The following is a 21,207-nucleotide window of genomic DNA, read 5'->3' on the forward strand; positions in this document are numbered from 1 at the left end:
AGTTTTTTAGTATTATTATTTCATAAATAAAAGCCGGCAACCGCCGGCTTATTAATATTCTTGCTTAGATGGATAAGTCTATGATTGTTCTTCCTTCTTTTCTTCAACAATAACTTTCTTCTTCTTTCCCTTCGTAAAGTAAGCCGCAACTAAACCAACAATTACAATTGCACCAAGAATATAAACCCAATTCCACTTTGATCCGGGTGCAACTTTTTCTTTCCAAGTCGAAATTCTTTTTTCGACAGAATCTTTGTTCGCTTTGGTCATTAAATTATTTTCAATCAAAACCGGAACCCAAATCGGTTGAACAGTTTTGAAGTAAACGCTGTCTGTAAAAGCAAAAAAAGTTTTTTCTGATTCAGTCTTACTTTTAACGCCGTAATTTTTTATTTCGTCATCAACAAAAGAAGTTACACTGTTAACAAATTGATCTCCACTCTTAAAAGGAAGGAGCGCAAGTTTATAATCGTGGAAGAGTTTATTAACCTGTCCCCACATTTCATCATTGATGCGGATATTCCAATCGGTGAACAATGCATCAATATTTGCAATTTGTGCCGCTTTATCACGGCGATTCAAATAGACTTCCGCAAGTTTAGGTCCTACTTGGCGCCATACCTTGTTAAAATCTTTGTATTGTTCTTCCATTTTAGAAAGATCTTCCGCAGTCATCTGGGTTACTTTCATGAATTGGACGTTATCGCTGATTGTGCGTTCTATATTATAGAATAGATTTCCATTATCAACTTTTTTGTAGACAGCTTGTTTTTCGGCTTCGTTAAGCGTGCCGGGAGTTTTAACAAATTCTTGCAGCAAACTATCAACGATACCGCGCACAAGTTCATCACGCTGTTCAATGTTCGATTTCAATTGCGCAACTAATTTTGTAAGCGATGCAATCGTTGCCGCATCTTTAGCTGTTTTAATATTTAATTGTTTTATCTGCAAGATCAAACCTTCGTTCTGCTGGCTGATTTCGGAAACTTTATCTTTAAGCGAGCCAACTTCAGTTGTGAGCTGTACGATCTGAGTGAAATCACTCTTGCGAACTTCAAGCGTACGTTCGATTTTCAAAAATTCTTCATCGTAATTTATCTGAAGAGATTTTTCGAGAAATGTTTTGGAATTTGCAAATTCCTCTTTTAGTTTTGCGATGTTCTCACCGATTACGTTGCATTCATCTAAAGAAGCTGCATTCTTGATAGCGCTTTCGTATTGCTTAAATCGTGAATCAAAGCTGTTTACTTTTTCACGATCCGATTGAGCAAATGTATTTTGACTAAGAACAAAGGCAGCAGGAAGGAAAATCAAAAAGAAAAATTTATTTAGTTTCATTTTATTACCTCACTATGCCTTTGTTATTCAATAAATATTTATTAGGACTATCAAGCAATTCTATGTTAGGAGATTTTTGATTGAACGCAGGGGAAACCAATCCTGTTTCTGTAACCGTGATTTTGTTTTCTAGATCCATGCCATTTTCTTCCGGTTCAAACACGTAAACATTTTTAAAGTCTTTCCCTGTGATATAATAAAAACCAAGTTTATCGCGGATTAGTCTAATTTCTTTTCCGGAAAAATTTGTGGAATCCTTAAACTCTTCATAAAAAAGAGCTTTAACTTTTAACGTGAACGAGTATCTCTGCTCTTCAACAAATCCTTTGGCATCAACTTTTAAAACATTTTCGATCGGCCAGGAATAATCTGCTGGTTTAAGTGCTAGCGATGAACACGCAGAGATGATGATTAATAATAACAGAGCGGAAAAATATTTCTGTAAACTCATAACAATGCCTCTTCAATAAAATTAACTAATGAAAGTTAGCGATTTTAGCTGTTATTTGTAAGTGGTTAAATCCTTAAAGAAATTAATTGGTAATTCTTCAAAACTGAGCAATGTCGTGATTTTTCTATTACCTTGACATTGAATTTTGCTGAATATATTTTCGATTCAAAATGAAACCATTCATAAAATAATCATCCAATAATAGGGGGAGTCATGAATAAAATTATTTTTTTGCTGATTGCCTTTTTCTCCATTATAAATTTTTGTTATCCGCAAACTTCGGAATCGCTTTTAAGATCATCTTCTGTAATAAAAAGCATAGATCCAAACGATGAAGATTATACCGATCTTCTTCCATTGAAGAAAAAAATTGATGAGGCACAGATTGTAGTGTTAGGTGAAATATCACACGATGGCGGCGCAACTCTCCAAGCTAAATCACGATTTGTTAAATTTCTGCACAAAGAAATGGGGTTTGAAGTTATTGCCTGGGAAGCCGGATTTATTGATTGTTATTATATGAATGAAGCTCTTAGATCTGAATTCCCGCTTAAAGATGCAAAAAAATATATGATGAGCGGCAGTTGGGAGGCAAGTGAGTATGTACATCCAGTTTTTGATTATGCTAGAAGAAGCTGGAAAACGGAAAGACCGCTTATTATGGCGGGATTTGATTTGGGAAGACCGCCGAGTGCAGCAAAAAATTATATAGGAGTGATTGATTCAATATTTGCAAAAGCGCCATGGCTTAAACCAGCCGATTCCGTTTATTCTAAAATAGATACATGCGCTAAAAGTGTGGGCGGATATTTAGGAAATCAGTTCACAAAAAAATTCTCTAAGAAGAGTGAACAGACAGTTAAATTTTTTATTTATTCGCTAATGGATTCACTTACAAGTGACAAAAAATCTTCTGGAGAATTTTCTCAATTAGAAAAATTGAAATACAGTTACTTTTTACGCTCTTTCTATTTTGATGTTGAATTGAATAACCTCATTTACCAAAGGGATGAAACTTATCAGACTATGCGTGATAAATTTATGGCAGATAGAATGCTTTGGCTGATAGAAAAACTTTATCCCGGAAAAAAAATTATTGTTTGGGCTTCAACAGCACATTTTAAAAGAAACTCATTTTTACAAACACGAATAGATGGTGATAAAAGTATTGGCGATTTATCATTCTATAATAGAAGCTCTGTGTTTCTTCAGGCGGGTGATTATTTAGATTATTATTTCGGTAAAAAGATTTATACTATTGCGTTCACCACTTTTCAGGGCGAGAAGGGAATGGTGTTTCCTGATGGTCATCCTAAGAAGAAAGATTATGAATACACGGATAAAATAAACGAACCAGAACCCGGCAGCTATGAAGCAATTGCTCATGAAACTGAAGAAGAATATTTGTTTACGGATTTGAGATCGCTAAGAAAGAACAATTGGTTAAGTAAAGAATATATTGCTTATCCGGTTGGATATAGAAAAGTCAAAGCTAGATGGAACGATATAATTGATGCATTTTTCTTTATAGATAAAATGTTTCCTGAAAAAATACTTCCGATTGATAAGTGATAGAACTGATAATAAAAAAGCCGGTTAAAATGCATGCTTCTTTTTTTATTTCTTTCCAACTCAATTGGTAAATATTATATTCACATCTATAATCTTAAACAAATAAGAAAGGGTTGTACAATGAAGCTAAAAAAATTGTTGGTTGGAATGATGGCAACATTAATTCTTTTCTCAGCATCTTCTAGTTTTGCTCAACAAGGTGATCAAGCAGAGATGATGAAAAAATGGCAGGAGTATATGACTCCGGGACCGGTTCATCAACAATTTGCAAAGATGACAGGTAACTGGAAAGCAGCAGTTACACAATATATGGGCGGCCAAGAATCTAAATCAGAAGGAACGGCTGCATACGAAATGATTCTCGGCGGCAGATATATGAAATCAATATTTAAAGGAAACATGATGGGAATGCCGCTCGAAGGAATGGGATTGGATGCTTATGACAATGCTACTAAAGAATATATTAGTATATGGGTAGATAATTTTGGGACAGGCGTTATGTATATGAAAGGGAAGATGGATGAAAAGACTAAAGAAATTGTTTACACAGGGAACACAGTGGATCCAATGACGGGCAAAGATCAGCCGACAAAGACAGTAACGAAGAATATTGATAATGATCATCAGCAAATGGTGATGTATATGATTCAAGACGGAAAAGAAATAAAAAATATGCAGATTGATTACACAAGAGTTAAGTAATACGAAATATTATACCGATGTAAATCGTCATCAAAAAATTACCCGAACTGTGAATAACAGTTCGGTTTTTTTTATTCTATTAAAATTTAGAATTTTATTACTTTTTTAAGAATCCGTACTTCTTCAAATGGAGATAAGCCAAATACCCAACGGCGCTTAATTGTACAGTGCCAAGAAGATATTTCAATACTTTCATGCTTTGCAAATCGGAATACTTTTCTTGTAATGGATTTAAGATGTTCATTTGCAAATTGTTTTGTATTTCATCTTGATTTATAATTTTTGCCAATTGCATTCGTGTTTGTATCCAGATCGAAGACGAATCATTCAAAAAGCCAGAACTTAATTTTAGGCTAGTCAGGTTATCAAAGTTTAATGTGTATGATGATTGGTTATAAAAATAATTGGAAAAGTTTAGAGGGGTCTCATGATTCTTTAATGAATCTGTTTTGTTCTGCGCAAAGCACAAATTAAAAAACAGAAAAAGAACTATTAATTTATAAAGGAACGTCTTCATCTTCATCGAACTCGTCATCTCCCAAAAGGTCATCATCTAATTCAACCTCTTCTTCGTTAATATTTTCGGGCTCGGAATCATCGTCTAAATCATTCTCTCCCTTCGGCACATTAGAGTATAATACGGGATCGGGCTGAGAATAATATGTGTCTTTAGACGAATAATTATCATCCATACGATCCATTACTTGACCCAATAACTCATCGCTTAGATCAGCTTTCATTTCTTTCGCTTCAACTTTTTTCTCAGCTTCAAATTTTTCCGTTCCTTTATCTGTATTTTTCCACATTTCGGTTAGATCTTTTTTATCCAATTTACTTAGGCAGTTATCAATTTCTTTTTCAATAACCTTTATATCTTTCTGATCCCAAGTGCTTTCAGAATAGAGTTGAGACTTTAGGTAATCCCAAAATGTTTGTCCTTTCTTTTCTGGAGAAGGATACTTCTTGAGAACAGTAACCACATCATTAACGATTTTCTTCATTGTAGTCGCCACAATAACACCTTTCGAATATTACCACTAATAAATTAGCAAATTATAATAAAAATCAAACAGAGATTATTTCCATCAATTTTATTATAGAAAAATAATTCTATTCCTGGAAAAATATATTTTTTTATATGCGGATAAAGGAAGAAATTCTTTTTATTTTATAATGTATGATCAAAATTATAAATAACAAATCATAATATAAAAATCAATTGCCCCCGTAGCTCAGTGGATAGAGCAGTGGCCTCCGGAGCCATGTGCGCAGGTTCGACTCCTGCCGGGGGTACATTTTTACATGAAAAGTGAATTGTCAAACCTACCTGTCGGTAGGCAGGCGTGAAAAGTTTTTAATAATAAACGAGGAATCCATGAAACAGCTGAAAGTATTTTTTTTATTAATTCTTGTTCTATTATATAGCCAAACTTTATTTGCACAAACCGAAGATAAATCTCTCTTATCGGTTGATAGAATTTTTAACAGCAGAGATTTTTCCGGAGAATTATTTGGTCAATCACGATGGATTGATGATGGGAAATTTTATACAACTCTTGAACCGTCTAAAGATACGCTCGGCGGAAGAGATATTGTTAAATATGAAACCGAATCCGGTAAAAAAGAAATAATGGTTTCTGCTAAGTTGTTAATTCCAGAAGGAGAGACTAAACCGCTTGGGATTAGTAATTACATTTGGTCTCCGAGTCGCAATATGTTAATGATCTATACAAACACTGCACGCGTTTGGCGGCAGAATACAAAAGGCGATTATTGGGTACTTGATCTCAAGACAAATAAACTTCACAAACTTGGCGGCGATGCAAAACCATCAACACTAATGTTTGCAAAATTTTCTCCTGATGAGGAAAAAATCGGTTATGTAAGAGAACACAATGTTTATGCTGAAAATTTATCCGATGGTAAAATTACTCAGCTAACTTTCGACGGTTCTACAACAATAATTAACGGAACATTTGATTGGGTGTATGAAGAAGAGCTTGATCTTCGTGATGGTTTTCGCTGGAGTCCTGACAGTAAATCAATCGCTTATTGGCAGCTTGATGCTTCCGGAGTGAAAGACTTTCTTTTAATCAACGATACTGATTCTCTTTATTCTTTTGTAAAACCTGTTCAGTATCCCAAAGTAGGAACAACGAACTCAGCTTGTAAAGTTGGTGTAGTAAGTGCAAGCGGCGGCGAAACGGTTTGGATGAAAATTCCCGGCGATCCGCGCAACAATTATATTGCAAGGATGGATTGGGCTGCAAGTTCCGATGAAATTGTTCTTCAGCACTTGAACAGAAAACAAAATCAAAATGAAGTGATGCTCGGTAATTCAAAAACCGGAGAAGTAAAAATAATCTTTACTGAAACAGACGCAGCATGGATTGATATTAACGATGATTTGAATTGGCTAAAGAACGGAGAAGAATTTACTTGGGTAAGCGAACGCGACGGCTGGCGGCACATCTATTTAATATCACGGGATGGGAAGAACACTAAATTACTAACTCCCGGAAACTATGATGTTATAGATGTTCAAAGTGTTGATGAGAAAGACGGATGGATTTATTTTATGGGATCGCCGGGTAATGCCGCACAACGTTATTTGTTTCGCGTTTCGATGGACGGTAAAGGAAAGATAGAACGCATCACTCCAAATGAATTCAACGGAAGCAACAGCTATCAGATTTCGGATGGGGCTAATTATGCAATTCATTCTTATTCAAATTTTGATACTCCGTCAATCACTAATCTAATAAGTCTTCCCGATCACAAAGTGATAAGAAAATTAGTTGAGAACAAACAGTTAAAAGAAAAAATAACCGCACTAAAAAGATTACAAACCGAATTTTTTAAGATTGATATTGGCAACGGAGTTGTTCTTGATGGATGGATGATGAAACCGTATAATTTTGATCCAACGAAAAAATATCCTGTTCTTTTTAATGTTTACACCGAACCCGCCGGACAAACAGTTGTTGACCGTTGGGGTGGGGGCGGTTACTTGTGGCACTTAATGTTTGCACAGGAAGGTTATATAATAATGAGTGTTGATAATAGAGGAACACCGGCGCCACGCGGACGCGAATGGAGAAAATCTATCTATAAAAAAATTGGAGTTCTGAATTCCGGCGATCAAGCTGCTGCGGTTAAATCATTACTAGAGAAAAATAGTTTTATGGATGCAGATCGAATTGGAGTATGGGGTTGGAGCGGCGGCGGTTCGGCTACATTAAACGCAATGTTCCGCTATCCTGATATTTATAAAACCGGAATGGCGGTTGCGCCTGTTGGTCATGAAAAACTTTATGATACAATTTATCAAGAAAGATATATGGGGTTAATTAGTGAAAATCCTGAAGTGTACGAAGAAGGATCTCCGGTTAATTATGCAAAAAACTTAAAAGGAAATTTATTGATAGTTCATGGAACGGGCGATGATAATGTTCATTACCAAGGAACCGAACTAGTTATAAATGAATTAGTAAAAAACAACAAACCTTTTACTATGATGGCTTATCCAAATAGAACACACGGCATTTATGAAGGACAGGGAACAACTTTACATTTGTACAATCTTTTGACAAGATATTTACATACTAATCTTCCTGCTGGAGTTAGATAATTTTTCTCAGTGAGTTGTTTCCTCTGCGCAAGGGGAAGCAACCACTGTTTTATTTTTTGCAAATTCCTTCCAAGTTTACCAATTTGCGTTAAGTCATTTCTTGATAATTCAGGAACTGTAAATGCGCACAAAACTCCTTTCTCTATTTTTCTTTTATGCCGTAATCCTTTCTGCACAAATCAAAATCGGATTCTTAAATATTAACGATGCAATCGTTAAAAACGCAGAAGTAAAAGCAGCATACAATTTTTTAAATAACCAAAAAGATTTTTCTGTCGAACCGATTAATTATAATGATATTATTAATTCTCAATTATCAATTCAGCAATTCTCAATTATATGGGTCCATCGCCCCGACTCGACAGATCTAACGAAAGAAGAAACAAGTCCGAAGTTTGTCGCCGCACTTCAAAGTTATGTTAGAGCTAGTGGTAAACTTTTCTTAACTCTTGATGCAATGAAGTATTTAAATCTTCTTGGATTCGAATCCGAACATCCGACTGTAAAATATGCAGATGCAACCGATGATGGTTATGGAAGAAGACTTGGTTTGCATTCGTATCGCTCACATCCAATCTTTGATGGACTAAATGGCGGTGCATATATATTCAATCCAACAAAAGATTTGAGAACGCGGCAAATTGGATTTTTCGAAAACTCTATTCCTCAAAGCGGAAAAGTTATTGCGGTTGATTGGGCCTACATCACTTTAAAAGAAGATGCAAAACTTATTATCGAACACAAAGTTGGTAAAGGAAAGATTTTATCAATAGGGGCATATACTTATTATGGATTGGAAAATAATAACCGCGCTCATCTGGAATTATTTACTAACAACTGTCTTAAATATCTTTTCGCTAGTTTAAAATATGAACCGGCTAAAACATTTTATTGGAATTATTCTCCTGCCGCAGTTTATGAATTAAAAAGAAAAACTGATCCGGTGAAATTCGATTCATCAAGAAAATGGAATGAAAATTCTAACTCGATAAAATTGGAAAAAGAAAAAGGGACCGATAATTATTGGAATGTTGCAGGGCAGAAAATTCTTGTTATGGGAAAAGAAAAATCCGGCATTGATGAAATTTGGGCGCATCCGTTTATGGCATTAAGGGATTATGAAGCGGGGCTTTTGTTTGATAAAAAAGATTCGGTTGTTTGGTTAAAAAATTTCCAACCGAAAATTGAAGTAAGACCTGAATCCTTTTCGCGCATTTACAAAATTAACAACTCAACTCTTCGTGAAATTATTGTTGCATCAGCCAAACAATCGCAGGCTGTTGTTCATTATGAATTTGAAGGTGAAACATCAGCGAAGCTTGTAATTAAATTTTACAGCAACTTCCGATTTATGTGGCCTTATTCCGAAAGAACAACCGGAAGCATCGGTTATTCTGTTAACTCTTCCGGTAATGCTTTTTCTCTAGTAGATAAAAATAATTTTTCTTTACTAGCCGGTTCTAATAAAAAATTTTCGAATTACATTATAGGTCAATACAGCGGATTTGAAAAATCCGTATCGGGATTTAAAGGTATTAAAACAGACAAGCTATTAGTCGGTGCATTAGCAGAGATCAATCTAAAGAAAAAAGATTATGCCGATTTCATTGTTCATGCTTCAGTGGAAAGCCCTTTGACTTATGATATGATATCACCGGAAAAAATTTATAAGGATGCTGTAAGTTACACACAAAAATTTTTGAATAACTCATTAATGATAACAACGCCGGATAAAGATTTTAACGAAGGATATAAATGGGCATTGATCGGTACGGACAGATTTTTTGTTAATACTCCGGGACTTGGAAAATCTCTTGTGGCAGGATATTCAACAACAGCGCGAGGATGGGACGGCGGACACAAAGTTAACGGAAGACCCGGTTACGGCTGGTATTTCGGCCGCGACGGATGCTGGAGTGGCTTTGCACTTTTAGATTACGGCGATTTTGAAAAAGTAAAATCAGTACTTGAATTTTTTAATAAATACCAGGATCTATCGGGTAAAATTTTTCACGAGTTAACAACTTCGGGTGCAATTCATTATGATGCATCTGATGCAACGCCGCTTTATATAATTCTTGCCGGAAAATATTTGCATCATACCGGCGATATAGAATTCATCAAGAAGAATTGGACATATATAAAGAAGGCAATTGATTTTTGTTATTCAACCGATACAGACGTAGATCATTTAATCGAAAATACAAATGTCGGGCATGGCTGGGTTGAAGGCGGCGGACTTTATACGGCACACACGGAAGTTTATCTTGCCGCTTGCTGGGCGGAAGCTCTTAGGCAAGCAAGTTATATGGCAAAACAAATTGAGCTGAAAACTGAAAGCAAAATGTATAGTGATGAATATGAAATCGTAAAAAAAATAATTAATACAGATTTTTGGAACGCGCAAGAAAACTTTTTAAACTTTTCGAAATTGAAAGACGGAAAATATAATTCAGAAAAAACAGTTCTTTCCGCAGTCCCGGTATATTTTGAAATGCTTGATTCCGCAAAAGCAAAACAAGTGTCGGATGCTTATGCTGAGAATTATTTTTCTTCAGATTGGGGCATAAGAATTTTGCGTGAAGACAGTCCCATTTTTAATCCGCGCGGATATCATACCGGAAGTGTTTGGCCTTTGTTTACCGGCTGGGCTGCACTTGCTGAATTCAAGAATGAAAATTATGTGCAAGGTTATTCTCATATAATGAACAACTTGCTTGTCTATAAAAATTGGCAGCTCGGGTTTGTTGAAGAGGTTTTAAACGGCGCTGAATATAAACCGGGTGGAGTTTGTCCGCATCAAGCATGGAGCGAAACAATGGTTCTTCAACCGGTAATTGAAGGTATGCTCGGATTAGAAGTTGATGCAGCAAATAATAAAATAAAATTTTCTCCACGGTTACCGTCAGATTGGGATTCAATCAAGGTTGATAAAATAAAACTCGGAAATTCTTTAATAAATTTTGCTATGAAACGAGTGAATGGAAAAATCGTTTATAATTTTTCATCTAACAATAATAAATCCATTCATGTTGAATTTATTCCCGTCTTACCAAAAGGAATGAAAATTGAAAAAGTAATTGTTAATGGAAACCCAACAGCGATTCAACAATCGAATAATTCAGCAATCAATTTGTCTTTAATACTCAATAGATCATCTGAAATAGAAATTAAATATTCCGGAGGAATTTCTGTATTACCGAGTGTAACTCAACCAAAGCCGAATGAAATCTCAAAAGGATTTAGAATTTTAGCTGATAAGCTAAAAGGAAGTATTTACTCAGTCGATGTTCAAGGAATAAGCGGAAGCAGCAACGAAATGAAAGTTTATCTTCCGGATGGAAAAATTGCGTTTGTTGAAAACGGGAAGATTATCTCTTCCAATAAGTCTATCTATATAATTGCAGTAGATTTTGAAAAGAGTTCATCAAAATATTTGAACAAAACTATTAAGATCGAAATAGCACGCAGACCAAACTGATTTAACAGATCGATACGGATTTATCTGTTTGATCTGTTAATCTTGCCTGAGGTAAGCATGTCTGTGTGTTATTAATGAGGTGTATATGAAAAAACTATTAACTGTGTTGTCGTTAGCTCTTCCATTATTTGCACAACAACTTAAAATTACAGATCCTTATCTAACTTTTAAATCCAAACAAAACGATCCTCTCTATACAACATATACGGCGGCAATGGAACGATCAAGATTGTACGGTGATAAAGGTTACAAAATGGATTATTACTCGGAACATCTGCCGATAAATTATTCGGGTGATCAAGCCGGAAAATTTTATTGTGTTTGGAAAGTTGATCAAGTAGTTATTATGAACACCGGAGAGTTCTATGAAAAACCGGTTGTTACTTCCTCGTTCCCGGATATGATGATTATGGAATATTCTCCATTCAAAGGAATTAAAGTTCAGGAAACATTTTTTGTTTACAGTTCATCAATTGCGTTGGTAAATCTTCAGATAAAAAACATTGATAATGTAAATCACAACATTGAACTGTATCCGGTTCTAGAACTCGGAAACGATTCGCTTCTTATAAAATATTTCGATAAACAACACAACGGATATATAACGGAACATCATGAATCGAAATACAGGCTAATAAGTTCTCTCTATAAAAATGCACCTTACCCAATGGAAACGCGAGATTACTTTACTTCCAACTTTGCTGCATATTCTTTTGGCGGTTACCATAAATCGCTCGAAGATTTTTACATTACGATCAAAACAGATTTTTATGCAGAGAAGAGGAACGATTCACTCAATCACAAAAAAGAAGGATTGACAAATTTTATTTCTCTTCACGGAAAATTTTCTTTGAAACCGGGCGAAGAAAAAAATATTAGATATTTCCGCGGATGGCAGGATCAAAAAGAAGATTTGCAGAAACTTGTTGATGAGATAGAAAAACTAAAAACCGAATCCATTCAAAAATATGTTGATGCAAGCGTAAAATTATTTTCTCAAATCCCGCGCATCAATTTCAAAACTCAGGACGAAAAACTTGTTTATCTCGGCGCATTTAATTTAGCACGAGGATGTTTTTATCCTCCAACGGAAAAAACTAATTATAATTTTTATGTTTTTTCTCGCCAACCGCTATGGGGTTGGGGACACGGACATCAAGTTCTGCATGAATCATTAAGCATGCTTGCTTATACATATCTCGATCCAAAGTCTGCAGAAAATTCTCAGCGTGTTTACATAGAACAGCAAAGAGAAGACGGATTAATTGCATACCGCCACGGTCCGCGCGGTTTGCAAGACTATCCCCACTTCAGCAAAGAGTTGAACAAAGATATGTCAACCACATCAGCGCCTTTTTTCAGTTGGATAAATTGGGAAGTTTACAAAGTCAGTAAAGACAAAAGATTTCTTTCGGATGCATACTCCAGCGGAGAAAAATATATTAAATGGTTGATGAACAATCGCGATCTTGATAAAGACGGATTGTATGAATGGGGACCTTATGGAATTATAGAAAACGTTCGTGATTGGTATAATGCGGTATTTCAGGTGAGCGCAGAAAGACATCTTGATGTTGACACGGAAGATATTTCAGACGAGCTTGAATGTGTTGATCTAACTTTTATGATGATAAAAGAAATGCGCTCTCTCTCGCAAATGGCAAAAGAACTTGGAATGAAAGACGCATCGCGAGCATGGGGAAAAATTGCCGACTTAACTTCAGAACTTGTTAATCAAAAAATGTGGGATGACAGCAGCAAGTTTTATTATTCGATCAACAAGAAAGATCATTCATTCAAATATCTAACACGCGATTTACGCAGAATGGAGATAATTGGATTTCTTGCGCTTTGGGCTGAAGCCGCACCAAAAGAAAGAGCAGAACAACTAGTAAAACATTTACTCGATCCGAAAAAATTTTGGCGCAAGTATGGTGTTCCAACTCTTGCGGCTGATGATCCGTGGTTTACTCCTTATGTTGATTACTGCTGTAAGTGGAACGGTCCCGTTTGGCTGCTATGGGATTACATGGTCCTTGACGGGTTGAAAAAATACGGTTACAACAAAATTGCGAATCAGCTTGCAGACAAAATGTTACTTGCAGTTACAACGCAGTTGAAAAAGAATCATAACTATTGGGAATCTTACAGTCCGGATAACGAAGTGCTCAATTCGCCGCCAAATTATATTTGGGATTCAATAATGGCGAGAGTACTTATTGAGAAATATAAAAAATAGAACGCAGATAACACGGATCGAACAGATTTACGCTGATAAATCTGCGATAATCCGTCTAATCAGCGTCATCTGTGTTCTATATAAATCTATAACAAATGAGTGACTAAAAAATGAAACAATTAAAACTTTTTATAGTAATCACTTTTATTATCACACTAAATAATTTTGCACAAACCGAATTAATAAAGAAATTTGAAATCAAACAGAACAAGCTAACAATCACTTGCCCCGCACAGTCAAATCAGTACATGGATAAGATCGGGCAGAAAGCGGCATTGCTGGGTTATGAGAACGGTTCATTCGAAATGTGGATCTGGCCATGGAAAGTTCTGCGAAATTTTGAAACACAATTTTTTGTTGGAACAACTACACAGCCGATACTTGCGAAAGATATTCTGCGCGATATTTCCGTAACTCCGGAAGCAACAACACTCACATTTGTTTACGAATCATTCACTGTGAAGGAAATTATATTTATCCCGCACGATAAACCCGGCGCAATAATTTTATTAGATGTTAACACAACTACTCCGTTAACTGTTGTTCCCGGATTTATGCCCGTGATGCAGCCGCAATGGCCCGCAGGAATTGGCGGACAATACAGTTACTGGGATGATGGAATGAATGCATATGTAATTTCAGAATCTCAACAACGGGGATTGTTTTTATGCGGATCACCCGTTGCACAACAAATGGCGGCACCTCCCGCTCATATGTTCGCAGATAATCCGATTCAATTCAAAATAGATATTAAACCCGGCGATGCAAAAAATAATTTTATTCCAATCGTAATTGCCGGAAGTCCGGTTAAGACAAAATATGATTCAGTGAAAGCACTTTATAAAAATCTTCTTGGCAATATTGAATCACTGTACAAAAAGAATTATGAGTATTATGAAAATCTCCGCCACTCAACTGTTGAAGTGATAACGCCGGATGAAAAATTAAATCTTGCTTTCGAATATGGAAAAGTAGCTCTCAATAATTTAATGGTAGATAATGCAACTTTAGGAAAAGGATTGGTTGCCGGATACGGATTGAGCGGCGGCGGCGGTCGCCCGGGATTTGCGTGGTACTTCGGCGGGGACGCATTTATTAACTCGCTTGCTATGAACAGTTACGGCGATTACTCAACTGTGCGCAATGCACTTGAGTTTACACAAAAATGGCAAAGAGAAGAAAATTATCCGATCAGAAAAAAGAATCCAACTGATAAAGTAATTGATGTGGGAAAAATGGCGCACGAACTTTCTCAAAGCGATGGACTTGTTGATTGGTGGAATGATTATCATTTCGGATATAATCATGCGGATACTTCTCCGTGGTATTTAGTTGCGATTGGAGATTACTTTAGAAAAACCGGTGATATAGAATTCATTAAGAGAAGTTGGAAATCAATTGTTCAAGCATATAAGTGGAGTTTAAGCAAAGACAGCAACGGAGATGGTCTGATGGATCTAAAAGGCGCCGGACTTGGAGTTCTAGAGTTCGGAACACTCGTAAAAATATTTAATGACAACTACACACAAAGTTTATGGACGCAAGGGATAAAAGAAGTGAACTTGATGGCAAAGTACGTTGGTGATAAAGAGATGGAAAGCGAAACAACAAAACTTTTTCCGAAAGCACAGCAAGCATTAGAAAAAATATTTTGGATTGATGATCTCGGCTTTTACAGTTTTGGTGCAGCAGAAGACGGAAAGCAAATCAGAGATAAAAATATTTATTCTTCTGCTTCAATTCTTTTTGGTTTGATGAACAACGAACGAAGTGTAAGCACAATCAAAAAATTTAATGAAAGCGATATGGTAACGGATTGGGGAGTACGCAATCTTTCAAACAAATCATCAATGTATGAACCAACAAATTATAATTATGGAACGATATGGCCGTTCACCTCTTATTTTATTGGCGCTGCGCAATTCTATACACATTTTAATCTTCAAGGTTTAGAAACTGTCCGCAAGACTGCTCAACATGCATTCGATTATGGAATTGGAATCGTTCCGGAAGTTTTTTCGGGCGACATTAATACAAAACTCGGCGAGGCATATCACGATCAAGGATTCAGTGTAAGCGGTTATGTCTTTCCGTTAATGCAAGGATTGATTGGACTCAATGTTGATGTACTCAACAACAAAATTACTCTTGCACCCAAATTACCGGCTGATTGGAAATTTTTGAAAGTGAACAATATCAAACTTGGAAATACTGTAGCGAGTGCAGAGTGTAGAGTGCAGAATGGTGAAATGAAATTGCTATTAAATGTGAATAGTGAAAAAGAAATTGAATTCGAATTCGATCCGGATTTTGAGTTAGGTGTTGAAATTAATTCCGTAGTGTTAAATGGAAAGAAGTTGGACTATGAATTGGAAAAACACGAGCAAGCATATCAGTTAAAAACTAATTTTAAGGTAAAGAGTAAAAATGAATTAGTAATCAATTATAAACCATCAATTGGAATTTATTTACCCGCATCAATTACTCCGATCGGTGCAACGAACGAAGGACTGAAGATTATTTCTCAAAAGTTAGATGGGAAGAAACTAATAATTAGCTGCGAAGGTAAAGCGAACAGAAATTATGAGTTAGGAGTGATGAATTATGAATTAATCGGAAAAGTTACCGGCGCAGAATTTAAGGAGGGGAAATTAATTATTAACATTCCGGCTAACGGAGAAGAATTTATTAAACATGATGTTGTAATTGAAAAAAAATAACGCTCGGAGAATATATAACTCATAAACAATAGCAGGACAATATCAACAAAAAAATTTTTTATTTAATAAAATCGTATTAGGAAGAATAAATCTATTTTAATAGATTTTAATTGTGACCAGAAGCGATTACAAATTATTTTTATTTATAGGCACATGCTACCAATAACTTTAGAAACCTCAAATCAAATCAATCTATTTCAACCAAGAGAGAGAAGCGCCCCTCATTTTGAATTACAAATAATTAATGAAGGACTTTTCCCGGAAGTAAGACTTTATTATTTAGAAAATAAAGAAGTTAGAAAAACAAAAAAGCAAAAAAAGAAAAGAATATCTTCCTCTAAAAAGAACAACAAATTGTTAACCGCTGAATATCCACATGTAATAAAGTTAGCAGTTTGATTTAGTCTCAATAAAACAAATCACTTCTCAAAAGCACTAACCTAATTTTTCTCCATCATTATATAATTAACAATCAAAATTAATTTTATTTAATCTTTGCGGAACAAATTAGTCTTCTTGCACATCTAAATTAATGTAAAAGATAGAGACAAAAGAAAATGGAATTTAAAATTAAAGGGCAAGAACTTCTTGCAAAGATTGAAGAACTTATCAAAGAAGGAAATGCACGTAAAATAATTATTAAAGATGATAAGGGTAAAACTTACATTGAGATTCCAGTAACAGTTGGAGTTATAGGAACTTTGTTCGCCCCAGTAGTTGCCGCTGTTGGCGCACTCGCAGGTGTTGCAGCCAATTTTACAATAGAAGTGATTAAAAAGGAAGATGAAGAACAATCCCAACCCGATAAGAAATAAAATTTTATCTGATAAAGTGAGGCATATCAAAAGGAATCTCGAGTGATAACTCAACAAGTCCTTTCATCTCGCCATTCTCATAACACGGCGATTGATAAATCAATTTTTTGATTCCGTTCTTTTCAATTGTGTAAACATTTGGTTTCTTTTCATTCATTATCTTTTTTATTATTTCATTCGATGCATTGGTATGGCATTCAAATAAATTTTTTCCAATCAAAGCATAACCACCGTCATCGGCAAATGTGGAAGCTGCTTTTTCGTTCATCTCCGTAACGATTCCATTATTATCACACAATAAAATTGACGCGGGAAATTCTTTTGTCCAATCCATTTGTTCTCCAATTATTCTTTCTGAAATAAAGCGCTAATGCTTCCTTTAATTTTTGGTCTTTCAATTACTTTTAAATTATTCTGTCCGGCAATTGAAATTGTCTTCTTAAAATCATCTTCAGATACATGTCCGGCCGGTTCAGAAATGAGTAAATAACCTTTTCTTTTTATTGTGCCGGAAACTTCTTTCATAAAAGGAACTGGATCAGGAACCTCATGAACCATTGCAAAAGCAAGAACAAAATCTAATTTTTCTTTTAGATCATCAAGTCCGAGAGATTCTTGATTGCACAAACGCGTTTCAATCCTTTCCAATAAATTAACTTTTCCGGCGCGCTTCTTTAAAACATCGAGCATCTTTTCCTGCATATCAACGCAAATTACTTTTCCATTTGCACCCACTAACTTTGCAAGCTCCAAACTGAAATAACCCATAGCGCATCCCACATCCATTACTTTCATTCCATCCTTAATGTACGGACTTAGAATCTTATTCGGATTTTGAAATAATTTTCTTATCGGACTTAATAATAAATAACCGATCCAGACCGGACAAACACGTTCTGACATTTTATCCTCGTTATAAATGAAAAAAATATTTGCGCTTAATCAGACGTTTGAAATAATTAGCAGTTGCCTAAGAGTGAATTATTATTCGGACAGCTTTGACAGAGCAATCCGCAGTATGAAATTATTTCGATCATAATTTTGTAATTGTTATTTTATAATTACACAAATGTCACACTGAAAAACGCTGTCCGTGTTAAGCGGTGTGTTGTGTGTTTAATATTATTCTTTATTTTTTTCAGAATCATCAATAGTATAAGCATCACTACTAGAAAACATGGCTCTATTTTCAAATTCCATAATGTTTTCCTCATATTTAGGATCGTATGGAGGATTACTAGGAATAAGATTATGTTTTGTAGAGTAAACTAATGTGCTGAAATATGGTAACCATTCATCAACTGTCTGTAATTTTAAATCATAAGAAATAATTTTAGTCGAATTTTTTGCTTCTGTAGGAAAGTGATAATAAATTTTACCGATTTCTGAATCAACACATTTAGCATTTTCACAAGAGAGCACACCGAGTTTTCCAAGCGAATTATCTAAATATAGAAATATATCTCTATCATCTTCTTCTAGACCAATATGAATACCATTTATGAATCTTTTTAATATGGGATAACATAATAATTGCAACATTTCCGCTACTGCAACAAATTTCCGAGCTTCTTCAAAACTAATTTTTTGATACTCATGTTCGATAATGTTTCTTTCTTCATTTAAACTCTTTATTAAAATTGTTGGGAAGAATTCTGACTTTTCGATAATATCCAATTTTTGAGGAAATGATCTTGAAGAAAAATTATGAGATAAACCAGTAATTTCTAGAAGGGAATCAATCAATAAATGAACTGCCCGTTTAGCATTTCCAATTGCATTAATCGATCCATGCACATCTTTTGAAATCAAATCTGCTTTTGCATAAAGAATATATTCTATCGGATCAATACCTTTCGGATTTACTGATAGCATAGATAAATAATGAATATCTGAAGCGATATAACGCAGTTTATTTCTTGGTGGAGAATTTAGAAAAGGATCTTTGTTTTTTGATATATATTTTTCAAACTGTATCATAAAATTTACTTGTATATTTCTTGGCACATAACTATTAATCAACCCATCAATGTTATTATTCACAACATTTTAATAAAACAATTTAGAAACTAGAAAAACAATTCAAAACTCAGCGAGTAATTTCTTATCGGTGCAATGTTGCCGATGAACTCAACGTAATTATAATTAAAAATGTTTTTGGCATTTAAATATATTTTTGCCGGAACAGTGTTGAAAAGAAAATTATATCCAATACTTATATCAGTAACATAAATTGGAACGCGTTTATCGCCATCAACAACTAAAGAGATCGGCGGTTGAGTAATAAGATCATCAATTTCATCAACTCTGCTCGCATATCTAAAATTAATTCCGAAGTCGAAAGGATTTGGCGTAAACCTAACTTGAGCATTAAAAGTATGGCGCGGTCTGTATTTCAAATATTTATCATCAGCTAAATTTTTTGCGTTCATAAAATTATAACCAAGATTTATTGAAACAAGATCGGGGATTAAATAAAAATTAGAACCAATCTCCAAACCTTGTATCCGCGCTTCGGGCAAATTAATAAATTGTATCTCTGCATTTTTGGTTAGGTTGGCTTCGATATAATTTTTGTAATTGGTTTGATACAAAGAGAGATCAATAGAAAAAGTTTTATACGGCTGGTAATTACAACCGATCTCAAATGATAAACTTGTCTCGGCAGTGAGATCAGTATTTCCTTTGATATTGAAACCTCCTCCAACTGCAGCAGTAGTAAAAACCTCAGACGGAGTCGGTGCCCGAAAACCGGTTCCTAACGATCCGCGTAGTATAAAATCATTTGTGAGTTTATAGTTTAAGCCGATCTTAGGTGTAATTGCATTTGCATTATTAACAGAATCCATCTTCATGTAATCATAACGCAGACCGATAGTTGCAATTAAATTTGTTATTCCCTTGTATTCTAATTGGGAAAAAACACCGGCTCCAAAGAAATTCGGATTCTTGAAAATGTTGGAAATGATTTTTGAATATGATGCTTCAACTCCGGAAGTAAGAATAAACTCGTTTGATAAAATCATGTTTGCGAGCAGCTCATTTCTAAATAAATTTGCTGTTGAAGTTGTAAGTTCAATTCCCCGTCCGTCAAATTTTGTATAGTAATAGCTCGATTTTAATTCAGCGAATATCTTTTTATTAAAACTGTGATGATAAATTAATCCGGTAAATAAACGGTTTGATTCTACTGTGTTGCCGTTATCTTCGTCTTTGGGAACAAGTGCATTGCGTGAATCTTTCCAATAAAGAAAATTGCCGCGCATCATATTTAGATAATCGGCAAAAAATGTTAAATGATTTTCTGAATTGAAATCGTAATTCAATTTTATGTAACCGAGATAACGTTTGGCATAATCACTTTGGCGATAACTCATATTATCAAATTTCTTAAAAGAAAAAGTATAACCAAGTTTATCAACAGATCCTGAGTGAGTGAGTTCTACTCCGTAAAAATTACACATACTGTTATTCCACTTCCAGAAATCATATGCTGGATTATCATATACTCCAAAGTAAGTGCTAAAATGTGTGATCGGATTTTTCACAGAGGATTTTGTGATGATATTTATTACACCGCCAATTGCAGATGAACCATAGAGCGAACTTGCTGGACCTTTAATAATTTCTATCCGTTCAATATCAGCTGTCGGAATTAATTCCCAAGTAATATCGCCAGTGTCGCCGGAATACATCGGGATACCATTTACAGCAACCAACACGCGCGCGCCTGTGCCTTTACTATATCCGCTTGAACCACGAATGCTTGGCTGTTCCAAATTTAATTGTACACCAGGAACGTTTCGCAACATATCATCAAACGTTATAAAATTATTACGGGATATAAAATCGGGAGAAAGAATTGTTGTGCTAACAGCTAAGTCTTGAACCCTTTGTTCATACTTACCGGCACTTACAATGATCTGATCGGTTTGTATCGCTTCTTCAATCAGAACAATTGTTATTGGTTTGTAATCAGAATTGAAATCAACGGTGAATTTTTTTTTCGCATAACCTATCATTGAAACTTCAAGTGTATAAACTCCAAAAGGAAGATTTCTAATTTCAAAACTTCCATCTCTAAAAGACGCAGCACCAAATTGAGTACCCGAGACTAGAATGTTTACACCTTCAAGCAGTTCATTTTTATCTGAAATAATTTTTCCCTTTAAGGAAGAATTCTGTGCAAAGTTAGCTATGGATGAGATTAATATTATAGCAATTAAAAATTTTTTCATTTTTTTCTCACTTTTCCTTT

At 34.9% G+C, this 21,207-nt stretch carries 14 protein-coding genes and 1 tRNA gene; 8 read left to right on the forward strand and 7 right to left on the reverse strand.

The genetic code is table 11. The features are described from left to right. Positions 1 to 78: 78 nt before the first annotated feature. Positions 79 to 1,338 (reverse strand): hypothetical protein, encoded by a 1,260-nt coding sequence (locus tag NTZ27_10920; protein MCX6175254.1) that lies wholly within the window; start codon positions 1,336 to 1,338, stop codon positions 79 to 81. Positions 1,339 to 1,342: 4 nt separating this feature from the next. Beyond that, positions 1,343 to 1,789 (reverse strand): hypothetical protein, encoded by a 447-nt coding sequence (locus NTZ27_10925; GenBank protein ID MCX6175255.1) that lies wholly within the window; start codon positions 1,787 to 1,789, stop codon positions 1,343 to 1,345. A gap of 213 nt (positions 1,790 to 2,002) precedes the next feature. Between NTZ27_10925 and NTZ27_10930 the strand changes: the two genes are divergently transcribed. After that, positions 2,003 to 3,361 carry an erythromycin esterase family protein gene (locus tag NTZ27_10930; GenBank protein ID MCX6175256.1) on the forward strand — a complete coding sequence of 453 codons (1,359 nt, stop codon included), beginning with the start codon at positions 2,003 to 2,005 and terminating at the stop codon, positions 3,359 to 3,361. Positions 3,362 to 3,481: 120 nt separating this feature from the next. Further along, the gene (locus NTZ27_10935; GenBank protein ID MCX6175257.1) at positions 3,482 to 4,063 is read left to right on the forward strand and encodes a DUF1579 domain-containing protein; all 582 of its coding nucleotides are present in this window, start codon (positions 3,482 to 3,484) and stop codon (positions 4,061 to 4,063) included. A gap of 497 nt (positions 4,064 to 4,560) precedes the next feature. Here the strand turns inward: NTZ27_10935 and NTZ27_10940 are convergent, their stop codons facing one another. Continuing rightward, entirely contained in the window at positions 4,561 to 5,064 is a 504-nt protein-coding gene (locus NTZ27_10940) for a hypothetical protein (protein MCX6175258.1), read from the reverse strand. 220 nt (positions 5,065 to 5,284) lie between these two features. Between NTZ27_10940 and NTZ27_10945 the strand changes: the two genes are divergently transcribed. The 6 genes from NTZ27_10945 to NTZ27_10970 all read left to right on the forward strand — a co-directional run bounded on the left by NTZ27_10945 (position 5,285) and on the right by NTZ27_10970 (position 16,949). Beyond that, positions 5,285 to 5,356, forward strand: a tRNA-Arg gene (locus NTZ27_10945). Between the two features lie 82 nt (positions 5,357 to 5,438). After that, entirely contained in the window at positions 5,439 to 7,694 is a 2,256-nt protein-coding gene (locus NTZ27_10950; protein ID MCX6175259.1) for a S9 family peptidase, read from the forward strand. A gap of 121 nt (positions 7,695 to 7,815) precedes the next feature. After that, positions 7,816 to 11,175, forward strand: coding sequence for a GH116 family glycosyl hydrolase (locus NTZ27_10955; GenBank protein ID MCX6175260.1), 3,360 nt, complete (start codon positions 7,816 to 7,818; stop codon positions 11,173 to 11,175). A gap of 85 nt (positions 11,176 to 11,260) precedes the next feature. Beyond that, positions 11,261 to 13,414 carry a trehalase family glycosidase gene (locus tag NTZ27_10960; protein MCX6175261.1) on the forward strand — a complete coding sequence of 718 codons (2,154 nt, stop codon included), beginning with the start codon at positions 11,261 to 11,263 and terminating at the stop codon, positions 13,412 to 13,414. A 110-nt stretch (positions 13,415 to 13,524) separates the two neighbouring features. After that, entirely contained in the window at positions 13,525 to 16,134 is a 2,610-nt protein-coding gene (locus NTZ27_10965; protein ID MCX6175262.1) for a GH116 family glycosyl hydrolase, read from the forward strand. Between the two features lie 557 nt (positions 16,135 to 16,691). Beyond that, a complete protein-coding gene (locus NTZ27_10970; protein MCX6175263.1) occupies positions 16,692 to 16,949 on the forward strand; it encodes a DUF4342 domain-containing protein in 258 nt (85 codons plus the stop codon). A 4-nt stretch (positions 16,950 to 16,953) separates the two neighbouring features. Here the strand turns inward: NTZ27_10970 and NTZ27_10975 are convergent, their stop codons facing one another. From NTZ27_10975 to NTZ27_10990, 4 genes are all read right to left on the reverse strand, one after another. Further along, positions 16,954 to 17,283, reverse strand: coding sequence for a hypothetical protein (locus NTZ27_10975; protein MCX6175264.1), 330 nt, complete (start codon positions 17,281 to 17,283; stop codon positions 16,954 to 16,956). A gap of 11 nt (positions 17,284 to 17,294) precedes the next feature. Further along, positions 17,295 to 17,852: a class I SAM-dependent methyltransferase gene (locus NTZ27_10980; GenBank protein ID MCX6175265.1), complete on the reverse strand. Its 558-nt coding sequence runs from the start codon at positions 17,850 to 17,852 to the stop codon at positions 17,295 to 17,297. A 219-nt stretch (positions 17,853 to 18,071) separates the two neighbouring features. Continuing rightward, positions 18,072 to 18,992: a hypothetical protein gene (locus NTZ27_10985; GenBank protein ID MCX6175266.1), complete on the reverse strand. Its 921-nt coding sequence runs from the start codon at positions 18,990 to 18,992 to the stop codon at positions 18,072 to 18,074. Positions 18,993 to 19,018: 26 nt separating this feature from the next. Further along, positions 19,019 to 21,187 carry a TonB-dependent receptor gene (locus NTZ27_10990; GenBank protein ID MCX6175267.1) on the reverse strand — a complete coding sequence of 723 codons (2,169 nt, stop codon included), beginning with the start codon at positions 21,185 to 21,187 and terminating at the stop codon, positions 19,019 to 19,021. Positions 21,188 to 21,207: the final 20 nt, after the last annotated feature.

This window comes from Ignavibacteriales bacterium (genome assembly GCA_026390775.1).
GTDB lineage: Bacteria > Bacteroidota > Ignavibacteria > Ignavibacteriales > Melioribacteraceae > Fen-1258.